Raw genomic sequence first — 14437 nt, forward strand, 5'->3', positions numbered from 1 at the left:
GTCGATGCGGATGCTGGTGACAGCAGCACCGGGGATCGACGACAGGAGGGTGCGGCGGAGCGAGTTGCCGAGGGTGTAGCCGAAGCCCGGCTCCAACGGCTCGATCACGAACCGGGAACGGAACTCGTCGACGACCTCTTCGGTCAGTGATGGACGCTGAGCAATCAGCACGGGGTATTGCCTCCAGTGTTTGGCGCCCGCTATGTGACGCCGTAGTCACTACGAAGGGTACGGGCGGTTCGGCCTCCAGGGAGGACGAACCGCCCGACCTCGCTCGTCTGCCGGCCGGTCGGCGGGCTCAGCTCTCGCCGGAGTGGAGTCCAACGATCAGCGAGGTAGCCACCAGCGCGGTCCGTAGGCGCATACTGGAGGCAATGACAAAGCCTGCTGCACCGAAGCGTCATTTGCCTACCAGCCCCTTCAAGGCCCCGGTCACGCCTGCTCCCAAGCACTTCGCTGTGGGCGACCAGGTCACACACGACATGTACGGCCTCGGCCGGGTGATCGGCATCGAGGATGGAATCGCGGTGCTCGTGGATTTCGGCTCCGCGCAAATGCGGATCTTGAGCCCGTACGCCAAGATGACCAAGCTGTAGGACCGCTGTGCCCGGTCATGGCACGCCAGGCCCCTTCAGGGACCTGTAACGGAAGGGAGACCTCTCATCGATCCGACGTCGCTGTTCTCCGCCCTGGAAGGGCAACCCCGCCGCGCCGCCGGAGCATTGCCGCCTCCGACGACAAACCCCTTCCAGGCCCCGGACTTCGGGGAAGACGAGACCTTCGTGCTCGAGGATGTACAGGAGCCCGCCCGGGGCATGCGTGCCGCGCGAACCAAGGCGGCTTAGCTCCCACGAGTGCGGTGGCTTCGGCAGACGGCCGCGGGCCGTCTCCGGTGCTGCGGTGAGGAGCGCGGCCGTTTCAGTTCCCGTCTCGGTCAGCCCCGTTCACCGTCGTCGAACCGGCATGGGCTCCCCCACCTCTTCGTGATCATGTCACTGGTCTGTGACAGCGTTGTCCTGGAACGAAGGCGCCGGGATCCGTTCGGCGCGCAGCCCCCTCATAGTGATCAAGCGACCACCGAGAGCCGAAACGGCTTCGGCCTCAACCACTGATCACCAAAGGGGATTTCATGTCCGGCAACCGTCGCAAGGCCTTCCTCGTCTCCGCAGCCATCGTGGGCGGCGCCATGTTGATGACCGCATGCCAGAACGGGGACGCGGCCACGGACACCGGCGCCGCACAGGGTTCGTCCGCCACCCCCGTCGGCGATGCGGCCACCCCGGCCGGCTCGTCGGCCGCGAGCACCGACAAGAGCTCCAACGCGACGGGCGAGGGAACCGAGGACGCGGCCGGCTCCGGCGCCGACACCGGCAACGGCAAGCGGGAGCCGGTCGGGCAGAGCTGCGGCGCCAACGACATCTCCTGGAACACCAGGTCCGAGACCCAGGCCGGCGGATACATCCTGATCATCGCCAAGGCGAAGCCGGGGATCACCTGCTACCTGCCCGCCGCGCTTCCGACCGTGGCGTTCGGATCCGACGGCACCCAGGCGGGTCCCGCGGAGCAGACCGCCGGCAAGCAGATCAAGCTGAGCGGGAGCACCACCGCCTACGCCGGGGTGAACCCGAAGACCACCAAGGGAAACGGTGGCAAGGAACTGGACTTCATCATCGTCGGCGTCGGTGACGACGACCCCAACCCGGTTTCCCTGCCGGTCGGCACCATCACTGTCGAAGACCCGATCGTCACCAACTGGCACACCGCCCCGGCGGACGCCGTTCCCTTCAGCTGAACGGACCGATCACTCGGCGCGCAGCCGACAACCCGGTGCAACACGATTCAGATCGGTTCTGGTTGCGGCACCGGTTGTCGCGCTGGTGTGGCCTTCGGTTCCCACGCCGCGGTGGTCCGTACATAGCCGTAGATCACGGAGGTCATCGCCAGCACGAGCAGGGGGCCGGACACCCACGGATGCTCGGCCATCGTCAACGGCAGGAAGCGGTAAGCCACCAGCAGCGCGGTGAAGACCGTTGCCCCGTAAGCGGCCAGCCGGATCCCCGATCGATCCCAGCCGCGGTCGAGCGACCGCAGAGCTGCCTCGATGGTGAGCACGAACACCACGCCGGCAAGGAGATCCACGCCGTAGTGGTAGCCGAATCCCAGCGTTGCGGCGAGCGTGGCAACCAGCCAGAACGTGCCCGCGTACCGCAGAACGCGTGGGCCCTTCCGGGTATGGATGAAGATCGCGGTGGCCCACGCCGTGTGCAGGCTGGGCATGCAGTTCCGCGGGGTGATCTCGTCGAACGGCATGGAGAGCGGGGTATCGATCGGCGGCAGCGTTTGCGGCCACAGGTCGGCCACCGCCCAGTGCCCGCTGGACGGAATGTCCGGCGACCACAGGCTGACCGTCGCCCAGTACTCGGTGCCGGTGCCGTAGGCGAAGATCGGTCCGACCACCGGGAAGATCATGTAGAACGCCGGCCCGAGAAGGCCGATCACCAGAAAGGTGCGCACCAGGTGATGGCCCGGGAAGCGGCGCTCGACCGCCACGCCGCGCAGTTGATACAGCGCGACGACGACTGCGGCCACCGCGAGCTGACCGTAGACGATGTCGAGGAAATTGAAGCCGATGGGGCCGGTGGCCGCGACGACCCGGCCTACCAGCCACGACGGACTGCCCAGCGCGTGATCGGCTGTCGCCACGTACTGGTCGAGCACCGCGGGGCGGGTCTTCGAGGTGATGAGCAGCCATGTGTCGCCGGTCTTGCGGCCGGCCACCAGCAGCAGGCCCAGCCCGACGCCCTTCAGCAGCAGGACACGTTCCGAGCCGGCGCGGCGAGTGGCAGCGATGACCCCGTAGCCCAGAATCACCCACAACGCACCGTTGCCGAAGGGGTGGCCGCTGGTCACCTTGGCGTCCACCGCCCACCGGACCAGCGCGAAGGCGATGTCGATACCGATCGCCGCACCCGCCGCGATGAACCGTTGTCGCCAGGTGAGGACCACCATCATCAACGCCATGGCGGCGTACAGCAGACCGCCCGACTTGGGGGCGGCCACCACCTCTCGCACCTGGGTGGTGATCGGCCCTGGTAGGCCGTAGCGACGCGCGGCGAACTCCAGCACGATGAGGAATCCGAGGGCCGCGACACCCGCCACGGCCCAGAGTCTCTCCCGTCGTCGGGGCAGGTCCGGTCGCGGTATGCGCATGGGCGGAGTGGTCACTTCGTCCGCGATCCCGATGCGTCTCCCAAAGCCCCGAGACACCTCATACCCCCTTGGTCCGCCCCTGCACGCCACCCGTGCCCTTGGTGTGCCCTTCAGAGCGGACAGCCACAGTCAACAGCGGTCCCCCAAGCCCCCACGGGGAGGGAAGCACAGTGGATCTACGCAGGTCAATAGCCGTGTCGGCGCACAAGCGCCCTCGCTTCGCCGGCTGAGGGCTCGGACACCGTCGTCACGGGGCGGCCGTCGCCGCCTGCTCTGGGCGCCGGACCGCCTCAGGCGGACAGGTAGGAGAAGAAGAGACCCTGCGGGTCGTACTCCGCCCGCAAGGATCGCAGGCGCTGCCAATCGGCAGTCGTGAACGATCGCCGGGCCCGGGACGGGTCGGCGGTCAGGTCCGCTTCGGCGATGTAGTGACCGGTTCCGAACGGTTCCACCGCGCGCATGGCGTCGCGCAGCCAGTGCACGTTGACGTCGTCATGCGCGGGATCGGTCCAGACGGCGTAGGGCACGACGTAGCTCTCTCCGAGCACGGAGAACGCCATGTTCCGCAGCGACTCGTCCTCCCGCGAGACCGGTGAGACGGGCGCCAGCACGAAGGACTTCCTGGAAGGGGCTTTGGCGACCGGGTCGCCCAGCTTCGCCAGGAGCGATGCGTAGTCCTCGTGCGACCACAGCGTGTCGGCCGCGTAGCGGTGCTTTTCGGGCCACAGGCCCATGGAGCCGTCATAGAGAGCGGCGAGAGACGTCGGCTCATCGAGTCGCCGGCGCAGCGGTCGTTCGGAGAGAGGGCAGCTCCGCAGCGGACGCAGGGCGCCGACGGCTTCGGTGTGCGAGTCCGCGAACGCGGTGGCGGTGACGACGACCACCTCGGGCCACGGCCCATCCGGCACGCCTGGCGCATCCTCGGCGGCCAGCAGGAAGGACAGTTCCACGTTCGCGGGCAGTTCGCGCGCCGTCTCGGTGGCCCAGTCGGCTACGGGGCCGACTGTCGTGAGGGGAAAGACATAGGAGGTCGTGGCGAGTGCGGTCGGGCGCGGCCGCAGACGGAGACGGAAGCTGGTGACGACGGCGAAGAAGCCGGGCCCGGTCCCCCGTGCTGCCCAGAACAGGCCGGGATGCTCTTCTTCGGTGCACCTGAGTACTTCACCGCCGGCTGTCACAGCGGTGATCTCCAGTACGCTCGCGCAAGCCACCCCCCACAGACCGGAGTTCCAGCCGAGGCCGCCGCTGAGGAGGTAGCCGCCCAGAGCGACGGAGGGGCAGTGCCCTGCAGGGAAGGCGAGATCGCGCCGGGCGAGCTCCCTCGCGAATCTGTTGCCGATGACACCTGGCTGCACGGTCGCCGTCGCCGAGTCGGCATCGATCTTCCACTGATCGAGCCCCGAGAGGTCGAGGAGTATGCCTCCGTCCCGCAGTGGTGAACCGCACCAACTGTGCCCGCCCGCGCGTACGGCGAGTCGCAGTCCGCTGGAGACGGCCAGCTTCAGGACTTCCTGAACGTCCCGCTCGCTGGCGGCTCGGACGATCAGATCGGGGTACCGGTCCGGCTTGAGTTCGTTCCACAGAGAACGGGCACGGGCGGTCTCGTAGTCCGCGTCGCCCCTGCGGAGGAGCGCGCCCTCGATCCGTGAACGCCGGTTCTGTTCGCTCATGACGGCCTCCTCGTCGTGAGCATCTCCCGGAGCCGGCTGTCAGCCGGTGGTCAGGCCGAAGATCACGATGAACGCCAGCCAGCAGATCGCCACCACCGCGGCACCTGCCACGTCGATGCGGAGGGATCGCGCCTGACTGGGCATCAACCAGAAGGCGAGGGCTCTGTTCACCAACGGCATCAGCAGCCATGTCAGGATGGACACGCTCAACACGTTCGAGACGAACAAGGCGAGATATCCGGGCAGGCCGAGAGCGGCAAGTCGGGGGCCCACCACAAGGTTGAGGATCTCGACGGTGGGATAGAGGGCCAGCACCACGGACATGGCCTGCTTCCAGTTCGGCGGGCCACCCTCTTCCGCACCCTGCTCGAAGCGGAACCAACTGCCGAACGCGGATCCGACCTTGCGTACGTCGTAGGAAACGAAGGTGCCGCGCCCTTCGTCGAGGAGCTTTCGACGAGTGGTGGATTCGAGCCACCTGTCCAGGTGTTGACGGGTGTCGAAGCGGAAGGCGGTGACCCACTTGTCCTGGATCCCCTTCACGGGCCGGAACAACTCCGAGCCCATGAAGCCCGGGAACCTTCGTTGAGCCGACAGGATCTTCTCCTGCCAGCTCACAAACGCCCGTTCCTGGTCAGGTCGCACGTCGTGCGAGATCACCGCGGTGACGGCGTCATGGACCGGCGTGCCACCCGCGAGAACTTCCTGCGTGGGGGCCTCCTCGAACAGTTCGCGTCCCTGTTCGAGGAGTTCGCGGCGCGTATCGGAGCTCATCCACGCGGTCAGCTGATCCAGATGGGAGAAGCGGAAGACGACGACCCACTCGTTTCCCTCGGCGGAGGGCGGAGGGTACTGCTCCGTTCCCTCGAACCCGTCGAATTCGCCTACGACCTCGTTGGTTCGATCCTGCCAGCGCAGGTAGTCGTCTTCACATCCCGGACGGACCTTCTGTGAGATCACGACGGTCGCACTGTCGCCGTGGGAGCCAGGAGTTGCACGAGGACTCACGCCTCCTAGAGTAGATAAAAGCCCCATATGCCGCAAAAGTAACGTGGGACCGGAGGCGCCGAGATGGGACACAGGGAGCACCTGGCCGAAGCGGCGCGGTTGGCCACCGAATCCGTCGAGAACGGCTGGGGAGGCCCCTTCGGTGCGGTGATCACCCATGATGGCGAGGTGATCGCTCGAGGCCAGAACCGCGTGCTGCTCACGGCGGATCCCACCGCGCATGGCGAGGTGGAGGCCATACGCAAGGCCATCCAGTACCTCAACCCGGATGCTCCCACTGTCTCGGAAGACCACCAGAACGAGTACACACTGGAGTTGGTGCCCCGTCCCGAGGGGTCCCCGGACATCTTGCCGGAGCGTGCCCGCATGCTCCAGGGGTGCTCGATCTACACCAGCGGCGCGCCCTGCCCCATGTGCATGAGCGCCATCTACTGGGCGCGAATCGGCGCCGTCTACTACAGCTGTGACTGGAAGGCCACCGAGGAGATCGGGTTCAGCGACGACTTCCAGTACGAGGACTTCCAGCGGCCTCCGGACCAGCGGAGCATCAGCATCAAGCAGATGTACCCCGAGCTGGGCGCCCAGGCCTACCAGGCGTGGCAGGACAAGCCGAACCACCATCCGTACTGACGGTCGCTCGCTCGTGGGTGCGCCGGCGTCCCGCGGCATGGAGAGAAGGCCGTAGGCGCGGATGCAAGGCCCGCACGAAGGAGCCCCCGGCCGGCGGAATCTCCGCCGGCCGGGGGCCTTTCAGTGGTCGGGGCCTGCCCGGGCCGTCAGCAAAGGGTGCCAGGGGTCAGCGACGGCCGCCGTGGTGGTCGCGGTCGTTGTGCGAGCCGCGGGTGTCACGCGCGTCGTCGCGGTCGTTGTGCGAGCCGCGGGTGTCACGGGGGTCGTGGCGGTCGTTGTTCCAGGCGGCGGTGTCCACCACGCGGCCGCGCTCGTTGCGCAGGGTGGCGGTGTCGCGGCGGTCCCAGACCTGGTTGCGGCGGTCCTGGAACAAGTCGTTTCGTGTGTCGCGGCCCACGCCGGTGTGGACCCGGACCGTGTCGTGGCCGCTGAGGCGGAAGTGGCGGAAGGTGTAGGTGTGTCCGTGCTTGTCGGACAGCGTCCAGCCGCTCAGGTTGACGTGCTGGCGGCTGTTGTTCGTGATCGCCACCCACTCCTGGTTCAGGGCGCGGTTGGAGCGGTAGTCACGGCCCTCGGTGCCGAGGTGCACGTTGCTGATCACCACGTTCTCGCGGTGCGAGCGCCGGGCGTGGTCGGCCGCGGACGCCGGCAGCGCGACCGTACCGACCAGTGCTCCGGCGGCGGCAACGGTGGCGGCCAGACGACGAGCGGTCACAGAAACGGAAACGGACACAGGCTCTCCCTGCTTGGTGCGAGCACACTCCGCCTGCGGGGACGAGCCGCGCGGGAGGGTGTGCGCTGTGCGGTGGCGGCCGGCCGGCCGCTCCCTCACACCTTGTCCGCCGATTCCCGGACATGACGGTAATTCCCGACTGGTGTTACAGAGTGCCCATATTTCTGTGACGGTTGCCTGTAGGGATCATTCACTCACCGAACACGGACAGTTGACGGGCCGTCGGCGGGAAGGCCCTTGCGGGCACTGAGCCGCAGCGCGCGCTCGCCATGGCGCGCCACCCCGGACGCGGCACGGCCGTCACTCCTCCGTGGGTAACAGCCGGTGCGGGTGCCGGCGCATACGGCGCAGGGCCCCGGTGGAGCACCGGGGCCCTGCGACCACCGCGGCGACGTGCAGCGGTGCGGATGTAGGTGAACCGAGACAGGTGGACGTGGTGGGCGTCGGCGGCCCGTCAGCCGCACTGGCAGGGGCCGCCCGACTGGCAGCCGCAGCCGCAGCCCGAGCCGCAGCCGCAGGCGCCGAAGAGCGGGAGGCTCCTGATCTCGGCGGGCTGCTCGGTCTCGCGTTCCTGCGTGGGGTCGGGTGTGGTGCTGGGGGATTCGGCCATGGGTCCCTCCTCGAGGCTGGTGCCTTTGCCCATTTCATGCCCGCCGCACTGGGCGCATCAACGGCGCACGGTGGCTCGAGCACACCTCGGCGTCCCCGCTTCGCGCCGGTCCCCGGCCGGCCCCCGGCCGTCAGGCGCCCTCCACCCCCGTCACCGGCTGGATGTCCTGCTGGAGGTCGTCCGCGTGCTCACCGGTCACCAGGTACACCACCCGCTTGGCGACCGCCACCGCGTGGTCGGCGTACCGCTCGTAGTAGCGGCCGAGCAGGGTGACGTCCACGGCCGTCTCGATGCCGTGCTTCCAGCGGTCGTCGATCAGGTGCTGGAACAGGGTGCGGTGCAGCAGGTCCATCTCGTCGTCGTCCTGCTCCAGCTGGAGGGCCAGGTCGACGTCCTTGGTCACGATCACCTCGGCCGCCTTCGCCATCAGGCGCTGGGCCAGCTGCCCCATCTCCAGGATGGTGGCGTGCAGGTCCTGCGGGACCGCGCGCTGCGGGAAGCGCAGCCGGGCGAGCTTGGCCACGTGCTGGGCCAGGTCGCCCGAACGCTCCAGGTCGGCGGACATCCGCAGGGACGTGACGACGATCCTGAGGTCCGTCGCCACCGGTTGCTGCCTGGCCAGCAGGGCTATCGCCCGGGCCTCCAGGTCGTGCTGGAGCTCGTCGACCCTCTGGTCGGCCTCGATCACGCTCTCGGCCAGCTTCAGGTCGGCGTCCAGGATGGCGGTCGTGGCGCGCCCGATCGCCGACCCGACCAGCCGGGCCATCTCCACCAGACCGTCGCCGATCGAGTCAAGTTCCTCGTGGTACGCGTCCCGCATCAGGGTTCCCTCTCGTGCGTCGTCGTTCGGGGGTTCGGTAGGGGTTTCCGGGGCCGGAGGCCACGGCGGAGCCTGGGGTACGAACCCCACGCTCCCACGGTCCGGGGCGTACGCGTCCGTTTCCGTCACCCCAAATGAACCATTACTGGCTCCAAGGTGAACTCTGGGCGACGAGTGTCCGAGGTCGCACCTCGACGGCTGTGGACGGGTCCTGTCCCGTGCCTAACCTGGACGCATGGACGTGAACGCGGCGGTCGCCGCAGCGGCAGCGATCGCCGGAGTGCTCACCGGCGTCATCGCCATGCTGGCGTTCCGCTGGAGCGAGCGCGAGCAGAGGCGCCCGACCCGTACTTCCCTGCACATCGACCCGGTCCTGCCGCCGGGTGTGGACACCGTCCTCTCCGTGCTGCGCTCCTCCGCGGTCGTCCTCGACGAGGCCGACGCCGTGGTCAAGGCCAGCTCCGCAGCGTACGCCCTCGGGCTGGTGCGCGGCGGCAAGCTGGCCGTGGAGCCGATGCTCCAGATGGCCCGGGACACCAGGCGGGACGGAGAGATACGGCAGGTCGAGCTGGACCTGCCGCGACGCGGCACCGGACGCGGCGAGGCTCTCGCGGTCTCCGCGCGTGTCGCGCCGCTGGGCTCCCGGCTGGTCCTGCTCCTGGTCGAGGACCTGACCGAGGCCCGCCGCATCGAGGCCGTACGACGCGACTTCGTTGCCAATGTGAGCCACGAGCTGAAGACGCCCGTCGGCGCGCTCTCCCTGCTGTCCGAGGCCGTCATGGACGCCTCCGACGACCCGGAGGCCGTGGAGCGCTTCGCCGGGCGCATGCAGATCGAGGCGACCCGGCTCACCAACCTGGTGCAGGAGCTCATCGACCTGTCCCGGGTGCAGAACGACGACCCGCTGGAGGACGCCGAGCCCGTCCGCGTGGACGAGCTGGTGGCCGAGGCCATCGACCGCTGCCGCCACCAGGCGGGAACCAAGCAGATCACGATGGCCGCCGGCGGCACCGCCGACCTGCGTGTGTGGGGCAACCGCGGCCAGCTCGCCGCCGCCCTCGGCAACCTCGTGGAGAACGCCGTCAACTACTCCCCGTCCCGCACCCGCGTCGGCATCGCCGCCCGCAGGGTCAACGTCCCCGGCGGGGACCTCATCGAGATCGCCGTCACCGATCAGGGCATCGGCATCTCGGACAAGGACAAGGAGCGCATCTTCGAGCGCTTCTACCGCGTCGACCCGGCCCGGTCGCGTGCCACGGGGGGCACCGGCCTGGGTCTGGCGATCGTGAAGCACGTGGTCGCCTCGCACGGCGGGGAGATCACCCTGTGGAGCGCCGAGGGACAGGGCTCCACCTTCACCTTGCGGCTGCCGGAGGCGGCCGCGGCCCGAGAGGCCCGCGACCGCGCGCAGCAGCACCCCGCCCTCGACGAGGAGGCCGGGCAGCCACTCACCCAACCAGCCCCTTACGAACCGCTTCCCGCCCCGGAGGTCCTTCCGTGACCCGAGTGCTCGTCGTCGAGGACGAGGAGTCCTTCTCCGACGCCCTGTCGTACATGCTCCGCAAGGAAGGCTTCGAGGTCGCCGTCGCGGCCACGGGGCCCGACGGACTCGACGAGTTCGAGCGCAACGGCGCCGATCTCGTCCTCCTCGACCTGATGCTGCCGGGGCTGCCCGGCACGGAGGTGTGCCGCCAGCTGCGCGGCCGCTCCAACGTTCCCGTGATCATGGTGACCGCCAAGGACAGCGAGATCGACAAGGTCGTCGGCCTGGAAATAGGCGCGGACGACTACGTCACCAAGCCGTTCTCCTCCCGCGAGCTGGTCGCCCGTATCCGCGCGGTGCTGCGCCGGCGCGGTGAGCCGGAGGAGGTCACTCCGGCGGCCCTGGAGGCCGGGCCGGTCCGTATGGACGTCGACCGGCACGTGGTCACGGTCTCCGGCTCCAAGGTCGACCTCCCCCTCAAGGAGTTCGACCTGCTGGAGATGCTGCTGCGCAACGCCGGCCGGGTCCTGACCCGGATGCAGCTCATCGACCGCGTCTGGGGTGCCGACTACGTCGGCGACACCAAGACGCTGGACGTCCACGTCAAGCGTCTGCGCGCGAAGATCGAGCCGGATCCGGGCGCCCCGCGCTATCTGGTGACGGTCCGGGGGCTCGGTTACAAGTTCGAGCCGTAGACCGGTGCGGGCCGCGCAGCGCGCACCGTCCGTCCCCTGCACGCCGAGGGCGGCACCCTCCTGAAGAGGGTGCCGCCCTCGGCGTGCTTGCCGTGCTTGTCGCGGACCGGGTCTCAGTTGCCGGCCGTCGACTGCGAGGCCGAGTCGCTGGGGGCGGCGGCGTCGCCGCCCGACGCGGAGGCCGACCCGGACCGCTGGGCCGCCGGCGACTTCGACTGCTCGCCCGCGGCGGAGTGGGACGCGGCCGGCTCGCCCGGTGCCGCCGGGATGTTGCTCGGGCCCCACTTGTCGAAGTAGCCCTGGGCCGGGACCACGAAGGCGCGCAGGCTCACGTCACCGGTCTTGCTGAAGGTGAAGGTGATCTTCTGCGCGTTGCCGTCCTTGAGCACCGGGCCGGGGTTGGTCAGCGCGGCGGAGGCGTTGCCCTTGCCGCCGAGGATCACGGAGCCGTGCGCGGGGATGGTCAGCTTGCCGCCGCCCTGTGCCGGGGTGATCTGGGCGGAGCCGTCGCCGTCGACGCGGATCCCGTCCAGCGTCTGGTCGGTCGTGCCGTTGTTGAAGAGCGTCGCGATGATCACGGCCGGGCCCTTGGTCTGGACGCCGGGCTGGGTGACGACCACCGCGTTCTGGACCTTGATCGTGCCGACCGTTGTGGCCGCGTGGTCGGGGCGGATCTGGAGCGTCTGGGCATCGTTGCCGGCGCCGCACGCGGCGAGCGAGGCGATCGAGAACGCGATGGCGGCGGCGGCGAGGGCGCCGCGTCGAAGGCTGCTGCTCACGGCGGCGGCAACTCCTTGAACGTGGGCGGAACAGGGCGGCTCCCTTATAAAGCCGTCCTAAGCGTCTGTCAGCGGCCATAGGTTACCGAGCCGTTCCCACGGGCCCGCACCCGACCCGCCCCCTGTGCCTTCCGCCACACCCCGCGCCCCCGCGGCGCGGCCGTCCCGGCGCCCCGAATCCGGTCGTGCGGGCCGGGGTCGTGCAGACGCCCGCGCATTGGGCCGGGCGGCCGTCCGCCTTTCCGATAAGCACCCCCGCATAGCCCGCTCATAGCCCGTCATCGGCCTGCCGGGGATTTCCGGTGAAGGAATGCGCGCCGGGGGCGGGAATTGATCACCGGCCGTCCGTCCGAGGGATGGCGCGAACGGCGTGATCAATTCCGGATTCGTCTTGGAGACGGCTCCGGAGCACCGAACGGAGTAGCGGAAGTCGAGCGCTTGGAACCAGACAAAACGGGATGTTCAGCCGTTTGGACGGGGCGCCGGATGTGTGTAACGTACGCGTTTCACCCCGCGTGGAGAGCCCCTCCGACCTGCGAATACCTGCTTCCCCTTGACCCCCGTGACCCTTCCGAAGCACGTCCCCGTCGCTGTTGTCAAGCCCCGAGATATGCCCTGACCTGCGAAAACGCCATTCAGAAGACGCCGTATCCGTGTTACCCTGGATAGCCACGGAAGGGGTACCTGTCACATGACGTTCAAGGTTGGCGACACCGTGGTCTATCCCCATCACGGGGCCGCGCTGATCGAGGCTATCGAAACTCGCCAGATCAAAGGCGTGGACAAGACCTACTTGGTGCTGAAGGTCGCCCAGGGTGACCTGACGGTGCGTGTGCCAGCGGACAATGCGGAGTTCGTCGGCGTGCGTGATGTGGTCGGTCAGGACGGGCTGGACCGGGTCTTCGAGGTCCTGCGCGCTCCGTACGCCGAGGAGCCCACGAACTGGTCGCGTCGTTACAAGGCAAATCTGGAGAAGCTCGCCTCCGGCGATGTCATCAAGGTCGCGGAAGTCGTGCGTGACCTGTGGCGTCGCGAGCGCGAGCGCGGACTCTCCGCCGGTGAGAAGCGCATGCTCGCCAAGGCCCGCCAGATCCTGGTGAGCGAGCTTGCCCTCGCGGAGAACACCAACGAGGACAAGGCCGAGGCCCTGCTCGACGAGGTTCTCGCGTCCTGACGCGAGGCGACTGCCACACCCGCCTCAGTTCAGCACAGAAAATGCCGCGGTGCCCGATGGCGCGTTTCACGTCGCCGGGCGCTGCGGCATGTTCGTACCCGCGCGCGTCCGCGCGGGTGTCCTCCATGCCGTACGGCCGGGGAGGCCCCCCCGATACTGTGTGCCGGGCCCGGGCAGCCGACTCGACCAGGGTCACGGAAGGGTCCGGTCGAGGCCGCATGCCCGGCATTCCCCCCGGGCTCTACGAGCAGGGGGGCGCTCCCCCAGGCCATACCCACGCCGGGCCGCAACACAAACCTGACAGGAACCATGTCTGACGATTCGCGCCCCTCACCCACGAGCGGCCGACCGGGAGCTCCCGTCGCCGCCGTGATTCCGGCCGCCGGCCGGGGCGTACGCCTCGGTCCGGGCGCCCCCAAGGCACTGCGCGCGCTGAACGGCACGCCCATGCTCATCCACGCCGTGCGGGCCATGGCCGCCTCCCGGGCGGTCTCCCTGGTCGTCGTCGTGGCCCCGTCCGACGGCGCCGCCGAGGTCAAGTCGCTTCTCGACGCGCACGCGCTGCCCGAGCGCACGGACTTCCTCGTCGTGCCGGGCGGCGAGACCCGCCAGGAGTCGGTCAGGCTCGGCCTGGACGCGCTGCCGCCGGGCCACGACATCGTCCTCGTGCACGATGCGGCCCGCCCGCTGGTGCCGGTGGACACCGTGGACGCGGTCATCGAGGCCGTGCAGGCCGGGGCGCCCGCCGTCGTGCCGGCGCTGCCGCTCGCCGACACCGTCAAGCAGGTCGAGCCCGCGGCGGTGCCCGGCGGGCCCGAGCCGGTGGTGTCCACGCCCGACCGGTCGCGGCTGCGGGCCGTGCAGACCCCGCAGGGCTTCGACCGGGCGACGCTGGTCCGCGCCCACGAGACGGTCACCGACGACGTCACCGACGACGCGAGCATGGTCGAGCAGCTCGGCGAGCGGGTCGTGGCCGTGCCCGGCCACGAGGAGGCCTTCAAGGTCACCCGTCCGCTGGACCTGGTCCTCGCGGAGGCGGTCCTGGCCCGGCGGAGGCTGAACGATGGCTTCTGACGCGCCCCTGCTTCCGCAGGTCGGCATCGGCACCGACATCCACGCCTTCGAGGAGGGCCGCGAGCTGTGGTGCGCGGGCCTGAAGTGGGAGGGCGAGGGCCCGGGACTGGCCGGGCACTCCGACGCCGACGTCGTCGCGCACGCCGCGTGCAACGCGCTGTTCTCGGCCGCCGGCCTCGGTGACCTCGGGCAGCACTTCGGCACCGGGCGCCCCGAGTGGTCCGGCGCGTCCGGGGTCACCCTGCTGGCGGAGGCTGCGCGGATCGTACGCGCGGCGGGCTTCCGGATCGGGAATGTGGCGGTGCAGGTCGTCGGCCCCCGGCCGAAGATCGGCAAGCGCCGGGACGAGGCCCAGAAGGTGCTGTCCGAGGCGGCCGGAGCGCCGGTCACCGTCTCCGGCGCGACCACCGACGGGCTCGGCTTCCCCGGCCGCGGCGAGGGGCTGATGGCGGTGGCCACGGCGCTCGTGGTGCGAGCGGGCTGACGGCGTGCGAGGGTACCCGCGTACCCCTCGCCCCCGACGCGGGCACCCGACGCCCGACCAGGCTCAC

15 protein-coding genes and 1 pseudogene are annotated in these 14437 nt (G+C 69.5%); 8 read left to right on the forward strand and 8 right to left on the reverse strand.

The window, feature by feature from the left end:
• Nucleotides 1–171 (reverse strand): annotated as a pseudogene (locus ACIQFZ_RS13355) (DNA-directed RNA polymerase subunit alpha); the annotation flags it as partial.
• Between the two features lie 203 nt (nt 172–374).
• Here ACIQFZ_RS13355 and ACIQFZ_RS13360 point away from each other — a divergent pair.
• Both ACIQFZ_RS13360 and ACIQFZ_RS13365 read left to right on the forward strand, forming a co-directional pair.
• Nucleotides 375–596 (forward strand): hypothetical protein, encoded by a 222-nt coding sequence (locus ACIQFZ_RS13360; protein ID WP_361424740.1) that lies wholly within the window; start codon nt 375–377, stop codon nt 594–596.
• Nucleotides 597–1129: 533 nt separating this feature from the next.
• The gene (locus ACIQFZ_RS13365) at nt 1130–1792 is read left to right on the forward strand and encodes a DUF4232 domain-containing protein (protein ID WP_365775025.1); all 663 of its coding nucleotides are present in this window, start codon (nt 1130–1132) and stop codon (nt 1790–1792) included.
• 47 nt (nt 1793–1839) lie between these two features.
• On the opposite strand, the gene ACIQFZ_RS13370 is transcribed toward ACIQFZ_RS13365, so the two are convergent.
• From ACIQFZ_RS13370 to ACIQFZ_RS13380, 3 genes are all read right to left on the reverse strand, one after another.
• On the reverse strand, nt 1840–3210 hold the full coding sequence (locus ACIQFZ_RS13370) for a phosphatase PAP2 family protein (RefSeq protein WP_383063416.1): 1371 nt from the start codon (nt 3208–3210) through the stop codon (nt 1840–1842).
• Nucleotides 3211–3500: 290 nt separating this feature from the next.
• The gene (locus ACIQFZ_RS13375; RefSeq protein ID WP_402691248.1) at nt 3501–4880 is read right to left on the reverse strand and encodes an FAD-binding oxidoreductase; all 1380 of its coding nucleotides are present in this window, start codon (nt 4878–4880) and stop codon (nt 3501–3503) included.
• A 39-nt stretch (nt 4881–4919) separates the two neighbouring features.
• Nucleotides 4920–5840 carry an antibiotic biosynthesis monooxygenase gene (locus tag ACIQFZ_RS13380; protein WP_383063408.1) on the reverse strand — a complete coding sequence of 307 codons (921 nt, stop codon included), beginning with the start codon at nt 5838–5840 and terminating at the stop codon, nt 4920–4922.
• A 111-nt stretch (nt 5841–5951) separates the two neighbouring features.
• Here ACIQFZ_RS13380 and ACIQFZ_RS13385 point away from each other — a divergent pair, with 111 nt between their 5' ends.
• Nucleotides 5952–6518, forward strand: coding sequence for a nucleoside deaminase (locus tag ACIQFZ_RS13385; RefSeq protein WP_365429884.1), 567 nt, complete (start codon nt 5952–5954; stop codon nt 6516–6518).
• A 166-nt stretch (nt 6519–6684) separates the two neighbouring features.
• Here the strand turns inward: ACIQFZ_RS13385 and ACIQFZ_RS13390 are convergent, their stop codons facing one another.
• The 3 genes from ACIQFZ_RS13390 to phoU all read right to left on the reverse strand — a co-directional run bounded on the left by ACIQFZ_RS13390 (nt 6685) and on the right by phoU (nt 8681).
• Entirely contained in the window at nt 6685–7251 is a 567-nt protein-coding gene (locus tag ACIQFZ_RS13390) for a lamin tail domain-containing protein (protein ID WP_365775017.1), read from the reverse strand.
• Nucleotides 7252–7705: 454 nt separating this feature from the next.
• Nucleotides 7706–7861, reverse strand: coding sequence for a hypothetical protein (locus tag ACIQFZ_RS13395; RefSeq protein ID WP_172632924.1), 156 nt, complete (start codon nt 7859–7861; stop codon nt 7706–7708).
• 130 nt (nt 7862–7991) lie between these two features.
• Nucleotides 7992–8681 (reverse strand): phosphate signaling complex protein PhoU, encoded by a 690-nt coding sequence (gene phoU, locus ACIQFZ_RS13400; protein ID WP_365429880.1) that lies wholly within the window; start codon nt 8679–8681, stop codon nt 7992–7994.
• Between the two features lie 235 nt (nt 8682–8916).
• On the opposite strand from phoU, the gene ACIQFZ_RS13405 reads away from it, so the two are divergent.
• Complete coding sequence (locus ACIQFZ_RS13405; RefSeq protein WP_365429878.1) at nt 8917–10182, forward strand: ATP-binding protein; 1266 nt, start codon at nt 8917–8919, stop codon at nt 10180–10182.
• On the forward strand, nt 10179–10859 hold the full coding sequence (locus ACIQFZ_RS13410) for a response regulator transcription factor (RefSeq protein ID WP_010358452.1): 681 nt from the start codon (nt 10179–10181) through the stop codon (nt 10857–10859). The genes ACIQFZ_RS13405 and ACIQFZ_RS13410 overlap by 4 nt, the downstream gene beginning before the upstream one ends.
• 113 nt (nt 10860–10972) lie before the next feature.
• Here ACIQFZ_RS13410 and ACIQFZ_RS13415 read toward each other — a convergent pair whose 3' ends face one another.
• Complete coding sequence (locus ACIQFZ_RS13415) at nt 10973–11638, reverse strand: copper chaperone PCu(A)C (RefSeq protein ID WP_402691249.1); 666 nt, start codon at nt 11636–11638, stop codon at nt 10973–10975.
• A 691-nt stretch (nt 11639–12329) separates the two neighbouring features.
• Here ACIQFZ_RS13415 and ACIQFZ_RS13420 point away from each other — a divergent pair.
• The 3 genes from ACIQFZ_RS13420 to ispF all read left to right on the forward strand — a co-directional run bounded on the left by ACIQFZ_RS13420 (nt 12330) and on the right by ispF (nt 14370).
• Nucleotides 12330–12812: a CarD family transcriptional regulator gene (locus ACIQFZ_RS13420; protein WP_003953493.1), complete on the forward strand. Its 483-nt coding sequence runs from the start codon at nt 12330–12332 to the stop codon at nt 12810–12812.
• Nucleotides 12813–13121: 309 nt separating this feature from the next.
• Nucleotides 13122–13886, forward strand: a complete 765-nt coding sequence (gene ispD / locus ACIQFZ_RS13425; protein WP_361424713.1) for a 2-C-methyl-D-erythritol 4-phosphate cytidylyltransferase — start codon at nt 13122–13124, stop codon at nt 13884–13886.
• On the forward strand, nt 13876–14370 hold the full coding sequence (gene ispF / locus ACIQFZ_RS13430; protein WP_361424710.1) for a 2-C-methyl-D-erythritol 2,4-cyclodiphosphate synthase: 495 nt from the start codon (nt 13876–13878) through the stop codon (nt 14368–14370). The genes ispD and ispF overlap by 11 nt, the downstream gene beginning before the upstream one ends.
• The last annotated feature ends 67 nt before the right edge of the window (nt 14371–14437 follow it).

This window comes from Streptomyces sp. NPDC093064, from assembly GCF_044754605.1.
GTDB lineage: Bacteria > Actinomycetota > Actinomycetes > Streptomycetales > Streptomycetaceae > Streptomyces.

What these genes read in the sequence shown, in the direction of transcription:
- ACIQFZ_RS13385 (WP_365429884.1), top strand. Translation starts at nt 5,952, where the DNA reads ATGGGACACAGGGAGCACCTGGCCGAAGCGGCGCGGTTGGCCACCGAA.
- ACIQFZ_RS13375 (WP_402691248.1), bottom strand. Translation starts at nt 4,880, where the DNA reads ATGAGCGAACAGAACCGGCGTTCACGGATCGAGGGCGCGCTCCTCCGC.
- ispF (WP_361424710.1), top strand. Translation starts at nt 13,876, where the DNA reads ATGGCTTCTGACGCGCCCCTGCTTCCGCAGGTCGGCATCGGCACCGAC.
- ACIQFZ_RS13420 (WP_003953493.1), top strand. Translation starts at nt 12,330, where the DNA reads ATGACGTTCAAGGTTGGCGACACCGTGGTCTATCCCCATCACGGGGCC.
- ACIQFZ_RS13360 (WP_361424740.1), top strand. Translation starts at nt 375, where the DNA reads ATGACAAAGCCTGCTGCACCGAAGCGTCATTTGCCTACCAGCCCCTTC.
- phoU (WP_365429880.1), bottom strand. Translation starts at nt 8,681, where the DNA reads ATGCGGGACGCGTACCACGAGGAACTTGACTCGATCGGCGACGGTCTG.
- ACIQFZ_RS13405 (WP_365429878.1), top strand. Translation starts at nt 8,917, where the DNA reads ATGGACGTGAACGCGGCGGTCGCCGCAGCGGCAGCGATCGCCGGAGTG.
- ACIQFZ_RS13365 (WP_365775025.1), top strand. Translation starts at nt 1,130, where the DNA reads ATGTCCGGCAACCGTCGCAAGGCCTTCCTCGTCTCCGCAGCCATCGTG.
- ispD (WP_361424713.1), top strand. Translation starts at nt 13,122, where the DNA reads ATGTCTGACGATTCGCGCCCCTCACCCACGAGCGGCCGACCGGGAGCT.
- ACIQFZ_RS13395 (WP_172632924.1), bottom strand. Translation starts at nt 7,861, where the DNA reads ATGGCCGAATCCCCCAGCACCACACCCGACCCCACGCAGGAACGCGAG.
- ACIQFZ_RS13370 (WP_383063416.1), bottom strand. Translation starts at nt 3,210, where the DNA reads ATGCGCATACCGCGACCGGACCTGCCCCGACGACGGGAGAGACTCTGG.